This window comes from Niallia sp. FSL W8-0177 (genome assembly GCF_038006285.1).
GTDB lineage: Bacteria > Bacillota > Bacilli > Bacillales > Cytobacillaceae > Niallia > Niallia circulans_A.
On record NZ_JBBOUX010000001.1, the window covers coordinates 4,664,982 to 4,677,940 of the forward strand.

12 protein-coding genes are annotated in these 12,959 nt (G+C 36.3%); 11 read left to right on the top strand and 1 reads right to left on the bottom strand.

Annotation, left to right across the window (positions count from 1 at the left end):
- Positions 1 to 37: 37 nt before the first annotated feature.
- The 9 genes from NST77_RS22750 to NST77_RS22790 all read left to right on the top strand — a co-directional run bounded on the left by NST77_RS22750 (position 38) and on the right by NST77_RS22790 (position 9,853).
- The gene (locus tag NST77_RS22750) at positions 38 to 637 is read left to right on the top strand and encodes a cob(I)yrinic acid a,c-diamide adenosyltransferase (protein WP_095331033.1); all 600 of its coding nucleotides are present in this window, start codon (positions 38 to 40) and stop codon (positions 635 to 637) included.
- Positions 618 to 1,103 (top strand): ECF transporter S component, encoded by a 486-nt coding sequence (locus NST77_RS22755; protein ID WP_095331031.1) that lies wholly within the window; start codon positions 618 to 620, stop codon positions 1,101 to 1,103. Before NST77_RS22750 ends, NST77_RS22755 begins: the two co-directional genes overlap by 20 nt.
- Positions 1,100 to 1,813 carry an ATP-binding protein gene (locus NST77_RS22760; RefSeq protein ID WP_095331029.1) on the top strand — a complete coding sequence of 238 codons (714 nt, stop codon included), beginning with the start codon at positions 1,100 to 1,102 and terminating at the stop codon, positions 1,811 to 1,813. The genes NST77_RS22755 and NST77_RS22760 overlap by 4 nt, the downstream gene beginning before the upstream one ends.
- Positions 1,814 to 2,049: 236 nt before the next feature.
- Positions 2,050 to 3,123, top strand: coding sequence for a D-alanine--D-alanine ligase (locus tag NST77_RS22765; protein ID WP_095331027.1), 1,074 nt, complete (start codon positions 2,050 to 2,052; stop codon positions 3,121 to 3,123).
- 116 nt (positions 3,124 to 3,239) lie between these two features.
- Positions 3,240 to 4,601, top strand: a complete 1,362-nt coding sequence (locus NST77_RS22770) for a UDP-N-acetylmuramoyl-tripeptide--D-alanyl-D-alanine ligase (RefSeq protein ID WP_275068626.1) — start codon at positions 3,240 to 3,242, stop codon at positions 4,599 to 4,601.
- Positions 4,602 to 4,742: 141 nt separating this feature from the next.
- Complete coding sequence (locus NST77_RS22775; protein WP_123258789.1) at positions 4,743 to 5,435, top strand: alpha/beta hydrolase; 693 nt, start codon at positions 4,743 to 4,745, stop codon at positions 5,433 to 5,435.
- Positions 5,436 to 6,333: 898 nt separating this feature from the next.
- The gene (locus NST77_RS22780; RefSeq protein WP_095331023.1) at positions 6,334 to 7,800 is read left to right on the top strand and encodes a DEAD/DEAH box helicase; all 1,467 of its coding nucleotides are present in this window, start codon (positions 6,334 to 6,336) and stop codon (positions 7,798 to 7,800) included.
- Between the two features lie 153 nt (positions 7,801 to 7,953).
- The gene (locus NST77_RS22785) at positions 7,954 to 8,433 is read left to right on the top strand and encodes a PH domain-containing protein (RefSeq protein ID WP_095331021.1); all 480 of its coding nucleotides are present in this window, start codon (positions 7,954 to 7,956) and stop codon (positions 8,431 to 8,433) included.
- Positions 8,426 to 9,853 (top strand): PH domain-containing protein, encoded by a 1,428-nt coding sequence (locus tag NST77_RS22790; RefSeq protein ID WP_163185662.1) that lies wholly within the window; start codon positions 8,426 to 8,428, stop codon positions 9,851 to 9,853. Before NST77_RS22785 ends, NST77_RS22790 begins: the two co-directional genes overlap by 8 nt.
- Before the next feature lie 547 nt (positions 9,854 to 10,400).
- Here the strand turns inward: NST77_RS22790 and NST77_RS22795 are convergent.
- The gene (locus NST77_RS22795; protein WP_095331017.1) at positions 10,401 to 11,126 is read right to left on the bottom strand and encodes a rhomboid family intramembrane serine protease; all 726 of its coding nucleotides are present in this window, start codon (positions 11,124 to 11,126) and stop codon (positions 10,401 to 10,403) included.
- Between the two features lie 109 nt (positions 11,127 to 11,235).
- Here NST77_RS22795 and acpS point away from each other — a divergent pair, with 109 nt between their 5' ends.
- Together acpS and NST77_RS22805 are read left to right on the top strand one after the other, a co-directional pair.
- Entirely contained in the window at positions 11,236 to 11,586 is a 351-nt protein-coding gene (acpS, locus tag NST77_RS22800; protein WP_095331015.1) for a holo-ACP synthase, read from the top strand.
- 318 nt (positions 11,587 to 11,904) lie between these two features.
- Positions 11,905 to 12,915 carry a LolA family protein gene (locus NST77_RS22805; RefSeq protein WP_095331013.1) on the top strand — a complete coding sequence of 337 codons (1,011 nt, stop codon included), beginning with the start codon at positions 11,905 to 11,907 and terminating at the stop codon, positions 12,913 to 12,915.
- Positions 12,916 to 12,959 lie beyond the last annotated feature (44 nt).

Sequence of the window (12,959 nt, forward strand, 5' to 3'; positions counted from 1 at the left end):
CAAAAAAATAAGGACAAAACAGAAAGAGGGGTAGAAAATGCGTATCTATACAAAAACAGGTGATACCGGGGAAACGAGTATTATAGGAGGGAGAGTATCAAAGGATGATATTCGAGTAGAAGCCTATGGAACGGTCGATGAGTTGAATTCTGTTGTCGGGCTAATTGTTACGCAATTAACAGGGGAACAATTTGCTGATATTAAGGAAGATTTAGAGAAAATCCAGCATGAGTTATTTGATTGTGGAGGGGATTTAGCCAGTATTTCGACGCGAAGACAACTAAAGTTAACAGAATCTGCTATCACTTATTTAGAGGAACGAATTGATAAGTTTATGGAGGAGACACCCGATTTGGAGCGCTTTATTTTGCCTGGAGGAACAGAAGCGGCAGCTATTGTTCATATTGCACGAACGGTGACAAGAAGAGCGGAACGCTTAGTCGTGACATTGGTGAGGACAACGGAGGACATTCCAGAATTGCCCTTAAAATACTTAAATAGACTTTCCGATTACTTTTTTGCACTGGCGAGGGTAATAAATTTCCGAAGCAATGTGGCAGATATCGAGTATATTCGAAGCGCAAAAGTATTTCGGACAAGTAAAAAGGGTGAGCGAAATGAACGCGAAGAAAATTAATGTCCTTGCTATTTTTATTGCTATATCAGTTATTGGGGCTTTTATAAAAATACCAAGTTTTATTGGAAGTGTTGCCCTTGATAGTTTTCCAAGTCTTATTACTGGAGCACTTTTAGGCGGGCTAGCTGGAGGGATAGTTGCAGCCCTCGGTCACCTTGTTTCTGCATATTTAGGCGGGCTGCCACTAGGCATGCTCCATCTGTTTATCGCAGTAGAAATGTTTCTGCTTGTTTTTACTTTTTCAAAAATCTATCAAACTGGAAATAGCATAATCTCCATATTGTTCTTTGTGTTAGGAAATGGTGTAATACTTCCACTTCCTTTTTTATATCTAATGGGAAAGGGCTTTTACATTTCGATGGTTCCAGTACTGCTGATAGGAGCTGTATTGAACGGCATTATTGCCCAGTTGTTAATGCCAAGGCTTACAGCTTTTCTTAAAGAGTGGAGAGTGGTTAAGCAGTGAGAGATGTACAAGTCGTATCGTGGAATCAGAAAGAAGAGCTCGTTATTAGTGCAGATAATAGTGGAGGAATTGGGCAGAAAGAAGATGATCAAGTTTCCGTCCCTTATGATATTGTTTCCTATTTTTCCTTTCGTGTAGCGGTTATGGAATGTATGGCAGCGGGAGGAGTGCCGTTCTCGGTAATCCTGCAGAATTTTTGTGGAGACGATGCTTGGGATATTCTTTTGGCAGGCATATATAAGGGAATAGAGGAGCTTGAATTAGAGAGGGAAATTGGAATAACGGGAAGCACAGAAAGTAATTTTTCCTTCCGTCAATCAGCAATAGGACTCACAGTTCTTGGAAAAAGACCAGCAGATTTAAAAGATACCACTATTATAAATGGAAAAATGGCTATAATAGGCAGTCCTCTTGTTGGAGAAGAAGTGATTCTACAACAAGAAAAAGTGGTTCCCTTAGCAGTATTTTCCCGATTGACAAAAGTGGATAAATGTCGAATCCAGCCTGTTGGATCAAAGGGGATTCTTTATGAATTGGGGCAGTTAAAGGGAGATTTGGTTCAAGAGGAAGAAGTCCAATGCTCTGTGGATCTATTAAAATCCGCCGGTCCAGCTACATGCTTTATTGTTGAATATGAAAAGGAAGTAGAGGCAGAAATAAAAAGACTAACGAGTGGTTTTTTTCTGGAAGTGCAAGTTTCTTCGAGATAAGAGAAAAGTACAAAGTGGCTTTTTCTTTCTTTAGGAGAAATTTAAATAAATAAGCTTCCATTTTGCCCTTTTTTCATATCGTATTAAGAGTTAAAATGGAAAAGGATTAATAGGTGCTATTACAGGAATATGTGTTTTCGATTAAATTATTATTTGACTTACATGTTTTATTTTTAAAGGTATGGTTCTAGTGGTAGAATAAACAAGTGCATTGATTAAATGGAGGTATACTCATAATGAAAAAGAAACTGGGATTATTATATGGCGGTAAATCAGCTGAACATAAAGTTAGCATGCAAACAGCAATGGCTGTAATTAAAGCATTAGATACAGATAAATATGATATTCACCCAATTTACATATCAGAGAGCGGTGAATGGGTTCGTGGTCCTCAATTAATGGGACCAGTTGAAAATGTAAAAGAGCTTGCGTTTAACACACAGGAACAAATCGGCTCGAATGCCCTTTCTACTACTCTCTTTCAAGCAAATGACGAAGCTTCCTTAGATGTTATTTTTCCACTGCTTCATGGGCCAAATGGAGAAGATGGAACAGTACAAGGATTGTTAGAACTCCTTAACCTTCCTTATGTTGGGAATGGAGTTCTAGCATCTTCAGCTGGAATGGATAAAGTAATTATGAAAAACATCTTCGAAGTAGCTGGATTAAATCAAGTAAAATACAATTCTTTTATCCGCAGTGACTGGCAAAGTGATAAGGATGCAGCCTATGAACGTGTAGAAAAAGAATTGGGTTTTCCTTGTTTTGTTAAGCCTGCTAATCTTGGTTCAAGTGTAGGGATTAGTAAATGTACAACAAGAGAAGAACTAGAAACAGCCTTCATCGAAGCATTTCAATTTGACCGCAAGATTATTGTAGAAGAGGGCTTAACAGCAAGAGAAATTGAAGTAGGTGTGCTAGGAAACGACCATCCTGAAGTTTCTGTAGCTGGTGAGATTGTTCCGAAAAAAGATTTCTATGATTATAAAGCAAAGTATGAAGATGGAAATACAGCTTTAATTATTCCTGCAGACGTGACAGAAATAGAGTATGCAGCGATTAAAGAAGATGCTATTAAAGCATTTAAAGCACTTGATTGTTCTGGCCTAGTCCGTGCAGATTTCTTCCTGACAAAAGAAGGAAAAGTTTATATTAACGAAGTGAATACAATGCCTGGATTTACACCATTCAGTATGTTCCCGTTATTATGGAAACACACAGGTTTAGAATATGATGCACTGATCAATAAATTAGTGGATCTAGCTGTGGAAAGACACACTGAAAAGCAAAATATTAAATATACGATTTAAAAAGAAGAACATAAAAGGAGAGGTGAGAAAAATGCCTCTTCTTTTGTTCCATCCAATGAAAGTTTTTTAGTAGAGAAGGGCAGTAGTCTCCGCTCATTTTTAAAGGAGGTTTTATTTTGATTAAGCGTACATATGCAGAAATTGCTTCAATGTCAAGCAGTACTCATTTCTTTGAGCAATATAATGAGGTGCTTATTAGCGGGGTAACCATTGATTCGAGAAAAATAGAAGCAGGGCAATTATTCATTCCTTTTAAAGGAGAAAGAACGGATGGACATCAATATGTTGCAGATGCAATTAAACAAGGTGCTGCTGCGGCTTTTTGGCAAAAGGATGTCCCTAATCCGCCAGAGAATCTCCCTCTTATCTTTGTGGACAATTCGCTGACAGCGATTCAAATGCTTGCTAAAAGCTATCTACAACAATTAAAGGTTAAAGTTGTGGGGATAACAGGAAGTAACGGAAAAACATCTACAAAGGATATGACAACAAGTCTTCTTTCTTTAAAATATAAAGTGCAAAAAACAGAAGGCAATTATAATAATCATCTTGGTCTTCCTTTAACTGTACTTGGTTTAGAGGAGGATACAGATATTGCTGTGCTCGAAATGGGCATGAGCAGTCGTGGGGAAATCGACTTTTTGAGCCGATTAGCAGAACCAGATATTGCTGTAATTACGAATATCGGGGAGTCTCATATGCAAGATCTAGGATCAAGAGAAGGGATTGCAGAGGCGAAGTTAGAAATCTTAAATGGATTGAAGGAGAAAGGACGATTTGTTTACTTTGGAGATGAACCCCTTCTTTCAACCCGTGTAAAAGATAGGAAGCTGGATATGAAAACTTTTGGTATGGATCCTGCTAATGATTTATATCCCCATGAAATAAAGGCACTTGAAAATGGCAGTGTTTTTCATATTAATAAAGCTACTGAACCATTTGAATTGCCGGTTTTAGGAAATCACAATATTTTAAATGCGTTGGCAGCAATGCTAGTGGCAGAGTTTTTTGAAATTCCTTATGAAGAGATGAATAAAGGTCTTCAATCGCTGAAACTTACAAATATGCGCATGGAGTTAGTCGAAGGGAAGTTAGGTGTGAAAGTTATTAATGATGCATACAATGCCAGTCCTACTTCTATGCTTGCAGCTATTGATGTCTTAAAGAAACTGCCAGGATATAAGCAAAAAATTGCCGTTCTTGGCGATATGTTAGAGTTGGGAGATCAAGAAGAAGCTTTTCATTATGAGATGGGAGAGCATTTAGAAGGAGTCGATTACGTTTTAACATATGGAAAGTTGGGTAATTTCATTGCAGAAGGAGCAAAAACAGTTCTTCCTGAAGATCATGTTTTTTCTTTCCAAGAAAAAGAGCCATTAATAGAAACTTTACTGCCTTTTCTAAATAAAGAAACAGTAATTTTAGTCAAAGCTTCTAGAGGAATGAAGCTAGAGGAAATCGTTAAGGCAATACAATAATAGAAGGAGGCCAGCCTATTTGAAAAACGAAAAACGTTTTCCTTGTAGGTTCGGCTTTTTTTAGAGTGGATAGTTAAGAAATGTATATAAAAAATGAATTACTCTTATAGTGTAAAATATCTCTAAAAGGAGGGGGAGTAAATGACAGCGTGTTTATGTATACATGGATTTACAGGTTCTCCAATGGAGGTAGAACCACTAGCTGAATATATTCAGAACTATACCAATTGGGAGTGTATGGTTCCAACTCTTCCAGGGCATGGCGATCAATTAAGCTTAAAAGGGATTATATATAATGAGTGGATCCAATATGCGGAAGAAGCGTTAAAGGATTTATTAAAAAGACACGACACAGTATATGTTGTCGGTTTTTCCATGGGTGGATTAATAGCAAGCTATTTAGCAGCAAAGTATCCGATTAAGAAATTAATTCTCTTAAGTGCAGCTGCTTATTATGTAAACTTGGTTCAGCTTCAAAAGGATATAAGAATAATTTGTGCTGATTTTTTTCGAGGGCGAATTAAAGATAATGAGCAATTTATCCGCTATATGAACAAAATTAAAAGTACTCCGTTAGCCGCTGCCATTCAGTTCAGGAAGCTTGTGCAATGTGTAAAACCATTGTTAGCCAACATTCAAGTGCCAACATTGATTGCCCAAGGGGAGAAGGATGGAATTGTCCCGTTGAAGAGTGCAGCCTATTTGTATAATACAATTCGGGCAGAAAATAAGAAGATATTATATGTGGAGGAATCCAAGCACTTAATTTGTCATTGTGAAAAAAGAGAATCATTATTTCAAGAAATAATAACATTCCTCAAGGCGCCCTCATAAGTTAAAAGTATCCATGTTCAATCGTATAGAAGGAAGGTCGATTGGAGACAGTAAAGAAAGGAAGGTTTGTCTATTTTCGGCCTTTAGCTTTAGACTAAAAGAAGAGTGGAATTAAAAGATAATCTTATATCAACTCTATAAAATGACGTAATAGGCCGCCTTTTTAGCATAAAGCGTTTACATTGTAAAAATGGTAAAAACACGCATAAAACCTAGATTTTCAGCTGCCCAATTTATTGCAAAGCGTATATCTTAATGATAATATTATTTTAAAAAGTAGGGTGACAAACTTAACATTTGGGGCATAATGTTAGAGAAGAAAAATCCTCTTTTTAAACGATAAATTAGTCAAATAGAGAGAAATGAATGGAAGAAGAATTCCGAGAAAATGAATTTTTTGTCTAGGAAGGGAATAACCATTGTTCTTTGTATTTGGCTAACTTTTCTAAATTAGCTGATTTGGTTTTAAGCTCCGTGAAAAGATCATGTTTTTTCGAGTGTGAATTTTGAAGATTCTCATTTAGGAGAAACAGACTAATCATTAATTGGTAACAGAGCTATTATAAAAATAAATAGAAGTCATTTGAAATTTCCTCCTATTTATAACTAAGTTAAATAGTATCTCATAACTAATAAGACTTAAATATTTTGCATATACCCTCATCATTCTCCTGATAAAGGTTGTAAGGCTATTGAAACCAACAATAACTTTCATCATTTATATATAACGAGCATCATTTCTATTTAATTGTATGGGGAAGGCATAATGTGATGAATACGATATGCCATTTTAATATGTTTCATTTAGATAAATGAGGTACATACGAATGGTTGGCATGATGGATTTATTCCATCTGTTTATGGATATTTTTTAATGACTAGAAGGAGATTGGATATATTGGTAAAGTTTCAAGATTTAGGTATTAGTCCTGCTACAATGAAAGCATTAAAAAGAATGGGGTTTGAGGAAGCGACGCCTATTCAGGCAGAAACGATTCCATTGAGCCTTCAAAATAAAGACTTAATTGGTCAAGCACAAACAGGAACAGGGAAAACAGCTGCTTTTGGAGTGCCTTTAGTTGATAAAATTGATGTAGCGAATGAAGTAATTCAAGGAATTATTATTGCTCCGACAAGAGAGCTAGCTATTCAGGTTTCAGAAGAATTATACAAAATTGGATATGGAAAGCGCACAAGAGTATTATCTATTTTTGGCGGACAGGATATAAATCGCCAAATCCGTGCATTGAAGAAAAACCCGCATATTATTGTTGGGACACCTGGACGTATATTAGATCATATTAATCGTAAAACACTTCGATTAGATAATGTTCAAACAGTTATTTTAGACGAAGCAGATGAAATGCTAAATATGGGATTCATTGATGATATTGAAGCAATCCTTTCAAAAATTCCAACAGAAAGACAAACATTATTATTCTCTGCTACAATGCCAGGACCGATTAGAAAAATGGCAGAGCGCTTTATGAAAGATCCAGAAGTAGTTAAAGTGAAAGCAAAAGAAATGACTGTGCCGTTGATTGAACAGTATTATATCGAAACACAAGAGAAAACGAAATTTGATATATTAACAAGATTATTGGATATTCAATCTCCAGAACTAGCTATTATATTCGGTCGCACGAAACGTCGTGTTGATGAGCTGTCTGAAGCATTAAATCTACGTGGCTATACAGCAGAAGGGATTCATGGAGATTTAAGCCAAGCGAAACGTATGTCTGTTCTTCGTAAGTTTAAAGAAGGAACGATTGATGTACTAGTGGCAACAGATGTAGCTGCACGTGGACTTGATATTTCCGGTGTAACACATGTTTATAACTTTGATATCCCTCAAGATCCAGAAAGCTATGTACACCGTATCGGACGTACTGGCCGTGCAGGAAAAGAAGGGGTAGCTATTACGTTTATTACGTATCGTGAAAGATCTTATCTGCAAGTTGTGGAAAAAACAACGAAGCGAAAAATGGAAAAGATGATTCCTCCAACAGTCGACCAAGCAATAGAAGGACAGCAAAAAGCTGTTATGGAAAAAATATCACAAATTATTGAGGAAAATAACTTAGAATCTTATCGAAATACTGCGGATGAATTATTGGAACAAAAAGATGCTTCTACCGTTGTAGCTGCAGTTCTAAAAATGCTTACAAAAGAACCAGATACAACTCCTGTTAAATTAACAGAAGAAAAGCCATTGCCAATGAAACGTGACCGCAGACCGTATGATAAAAATAATGACCGTGGTGGACGTAAAAACTACAACCCACGTCAACGTCAAGGCTATGGCGGCAACAAACGTCAAGGTCAATCAGGCAATAGCTACAATAAATCAAAGTCTTACCGTTAAGCTTTGTATCAGAAACCTCCATGAAGAAAACTTCGTGGAGGTTTTTTATTTGGGGATAAGCGTAGCGAGATAGAAAAATATGAAACCACATTATCATATTTTCGTATATAGTTAAGAGATACAGACAAAATTCAGAAAATAGGAGGAATGTAATTGATAACAATACCTCAAAATAGATTATCGAAAAAGGGGATCACTGTTTGGCGCTTAACAGGAATTATATCTTCGCTCATTATGATGGTTATTGGTGGTGGGTTAATTACGTTTGCTATTCTTTTTGATTGGCACATACTTATAAGTATAGGAACAGTTATTTATCTTCTTTTTCATATAGCTCTTACAATTGGCATTATGCCGCCTTTAAAGTGGAAAAGATGGAGATATGAAGTAAGAGGAGATGAAATTGAAATACAGCAAGGAGTTATTGTAATAAAGCGAACGCTTATTCCAATGATTAGAGTACAGCATGTTGACATGAAGCAAGGACCTTTATTAAGAAAGTATGAGCTTGCCACAGTGTCGATTTCTACAGCAGCAACCGTACACGAAATCCCTGTGCTTCAAGTGGATGAAGCAGAAGAAATTAGACAGTATATTTCTAGTAAAGCAAAGGTGGCGGAAGAAGATGTTTAAGCAAAACAGACTTCATCCGGTTTCCATTATTTACGTTATTTTGAAGCGGTTAAGAGAGTTTATCTTTCCGTTTATTGGAATTATTGTGCTTGGAGGTAAGCCCACTGACTGGAGTTTATATACGATTCTAGGAGCGTCCCTCTTACTTTTGATTATTCTCATTAGCGGATTTTTGTCATGGTACTTTTTCACCTTCTATGTGGTAGGAAATGAATTGCGAATGGAGTATGGTGTATTTATAAAAAAGAAACGGTACATTCCCTTTGAACGTATTCAAAGTATCGATTTTACAGAGGGAATCTTTCACCGTCCATTTAGTTTAGTAAAAGTGAAAATTGAAACAGCAGGTGGTGCTGAAGCTGAAGGAGAGCTTACTGCTATTTCTAAAAAGGTTGCTCAAGAATTAAAAAGATATATTATTCAAAAAAAGAATGAGCAGATTGAAACGGACGAAATGATAGAAGAAGTAGAACCTGCTCAACAAGAAATCTACCGGATTACATCAAAAAAATTAGTGATTTTGGCGTCAACTTCGGGTGGCGTAGGTGTGATTATCTCCGCAATTTTTGCTTTCATTTCACAATTTGATGATTTAATTCCGTATAAGGAAATCTACAAACATGTTCAACAAGTCATTACAAGCGGTGTAGCGTTAGTTTCTATCGTTGTCTTTGTTTTATTTGTATTGTTATGGATTTTATCTTGGTTCATTACCATATTAAAATATGCGAATTTTACATTATCGAAGACGAAAGATGATTTGATTATTACACGTGGTCTAATCGAGAAAAAGCAGATTACTATTCCGCTGAAAAGGATTCAAGCAATTAAAATAACAGAAGCAATGCTTAGACAGCCGTTTCAATTAGTAGGTGTATCTGTTATTAGCGCTGGTGGATCTTTTGATGATATAGAAGCTTCTGATGTAGTTGCTGTTCCGTTATTAAAGAAGAAGGAATTACCACTTTTATTAAAAGAAATGGTACCTGAGTATGAATGGAATGAGGAGTTGCATTCGCCGCCAAAACGATCAATTTGGAGGTATATTATTAAAAATAGTTGGATAGCATTACCAGTTATTATCGCTTTGATTTACTTTTTTCATCAATGGGGAGCGTTATCGTTGTTGCTATTACTTGTTTTACCATTATGGGGCTACTGGAATTATCGTTCAGCTGGATACCGTATTTCAGGTAAGCAGTTAACACTATCCTTCCGCCAATTTAATAAAACGACTTTCCTGATGAGACGAAATCGAATTCAAGCCCTTTACTATACAGAGGGATGGTGGCAGCGAAAAGGGGAGCTTGCTTCTGTACAGGGGGTTGTTCTTTCTGGTGCTGGAGGAGCCACTGGGGTAGTTACAGACCTGACCAAAGAAGACGTAGAAAAGGTATATGAATGGTATTCGCTAAGTTAAGTGAGTGTCGGATAAAGCTAAATAGCCCAACAAGTTCTAATTTATTCGGTATGAAAATTAATCACTCTTCCATTTTAAAGTTATTAATTCAAAAGAATAAACTTGTATATAGATTTAACACAATCACTTCCTTGAGATAGCTTAAAAAAGGTTGGGGAAAAAGTATTCTAACCAAATATAACACTGATTAAGAAAGCGTATAACCTAAAAAATTCGGATTATTGTTTTGGGTTTTTATTTCATTTAAGAAAGAATGTGTGGTCATTACCCGCAGACTGAATACACTTCACTTTCCATGGGTGGGGCGAGAGCCGAGCCGCTTCGTCGTTTCGCTCCTGCAAGGTCTCGGACTTTCTTGCAGCTCCCATAGGAATTTACGTGTATTCAGTCTGCTCCGTTTTATTTTCTTATGAAATTAATGATGGAACGAATTGGTTTGGATATTAAATTAGAGATTGTTTGCCTTTATCCTTTATCTATTTTATTTCTTCACAACCTCACCCTGTTTTTGCGAGAGACTTGGACAAAGTAAAATATATAATAGTTATTATTGACTAACAAATCCTATAATAGCAAGACCGAAGATGATAATCCAAATGATAATTGATTTTGCTTCAGGCTTTTTTGTGCGGCGGAGCTGTTGTCGTAAATAGTACCATTCTTCTTTATAACTGGAAAAAATCTTCTTTCCCTTTGATTCCGATAAACTTCCGACGATGACCCCTGTTAGAAATCCGAAAATATGGGCAACAATATTTATATTTGGCTGTAAAAAGGTCATAATTAAGCTAAGAACAGCAATGGTCGTAATAATTTGGGCGTTGCTTTGAGAAATAATGTCTTTTCGAAATACAACTAGACTAATATAATAGCCGAATAGACCAAATATTGCTCCACTAGAACCTAAGTGAACATAGGTAAGTGGTTCGATAAGAAGAGTGATAATATTTGCTGCGATACCAGTGACTAAGTAAATAAGAAGAAACTTGAATTTACCAAGTATTCTTTCGAGAGCAGGTCCGAATAAGAAAATGCTAAAGCTGTTAAATAGAAGATGGGCAAACCCTCCATGGATGAAAATGGGAGTGATTAAGCGCCACCATTCTCCTTCTACTATATAAAGGTTAACACCCATCATGGTTTCTAATAAATATTTATTTGGAAAGATAGGGAGATTGGTTAATAAATATAGAATTAGATGAATAAGTAAGATCATGGAAACGACAGGATAATACGTAATATACTCTTTAAAGCTTTCTCTTCTGGTAAACAACAGTATTTAATACCTCCTAAATAAAGCTTCTTTCTACAATAATAGCCAAAGAATAGGAAAAGATACAATATATTATGCTCACTAGCAATAGAATAGAAGGAGTTGTCTTATGATTAGCGGAACGGGAATTGATATAACAGAAATAGAAAGAATCGAATCTTTACTCCAAAGTAAGCCGAAGTTTGCAAAGCGCATTCTAACGGATAAAGAAATGGAAAAGTTTCAGCAGCTATCTGGCCATCGTAAATGTGAGTTTTTAGCAGGACGATTTGCAGCAAAAGAAGCATTTTCAAAAGCGCTAGGCACAGGGATTGGAGCGAACTTAAGCTTTTTGGATATTGAAATAGGATATGAGGAAAAGGGGAAGCCATGTATTTTAAAGCCATTTTCAAAAGGAGTCCATTTATCTATAACTCATAGCAAACACTATGCCTTTGCACAAGTTATTATTGAGGAATAAGGAAAGCGAGAGGGATTTCATCGTTTTCCTTATTCTTTTGTTTGGGAGGGGTAAATGACTACTTCAATGAAGCGGGTCCGATTCTGTTTAGGCAAAGAGAAATAAACAGAAGAAATATCAACCAAAAGACTTATGATTTCAAGTAGCATATTCCCGAAGGTTGTCTCATATATTCATAGAGAAATAGGAGAGACAAGTATGGTTTCGCGGTTTCTAATAGGTAATTCCAAGAGAGAAGGAAGAGGAGTTTCTATTAGAAATACTGTTTGCTTATTTTTCTCTCTTTCGACGTGAAATGAGAATAGGGGAGTTGAAAAAATGAACAAGAAGATTTGGTTGCTATTTGTAGGGCTAACGGTCATGCTTTTGTTAACTGCCTGCGGAACAAAATCGAAAGAAGATGTTCTGACTGATTTAAAAGAAAAGGTCGAGACAAAAGGGTATAAAGCAGACGCCGAAATGACTCTCAAAATGGGAACAGAACCACAGACTTATGAAGTGGAAGTGTGGCATAAAGACCCAAGCTTTTATCGAGTGAATTTAAAGAATTCAGCAAAAAATCAAAGCCAAATGATTTTGAAAAATGAAGAAGGCGTCTATGTATTAACGCCAGCTTTAAACAAATCCTTTAAGTTTCAAAGTGAGTGGCCGGAAAATAGTAGTCAAGCTTATCTCTATGAGTCTTTAGTGAAAGATATTGAAGAAGATAAAGAAGTGAAATTTTCTGCTACAGATAAGCACTACGTTTTTGAAACAAAAACTCGCTATCAGAATAATAAAATGCTTCCAACTCAAGAGATTGCCTTCAGCAAGAAGGATCTTTCTCCTGTCAGTGTAAAAGTAAAGGATGTAGAGGGCGTAGCGTTGGTCACGGTGAAGTTTTCTAATGTGAAGTTTGATGTTTCCTTTGATAAAAAAGATTTTGATTTACAAAAGAGTATGACTGCGGCTAAGATGGTTATTCCAGTTATGGGAGAAATCGAAGACAAAGACTTTGCCGTGAAATATCCGGAAGAACCATTAGAAGGAGTCAGCTTGGTAGAAGAGAAAAAAATGGCTTCTGAAAACGGTAATCGTGTAATCCTCACTTATGATGGAGAAAAATCTTATACGATTATTCAAGAAAAAGCAGTAGTAGCACCAGCTACAGCAGGACCAATCGTTAGTAAGGGAGATCCAGTGGATTTAGGATTTACCATTGGTGAAGTTACAGATTCTAAAGTATCATGGACGTTTGAAGGCGTCGATTATACGATTGCATCAAGTGACTTAACTCGTGATGAATTAGTTACTGTTGCACGCTCCGTACAAGGAGAGGCAATAAAATAAGTAATACTCAGGCAGCCTTCAACAGGGGGCTGTTTTTTTTATGT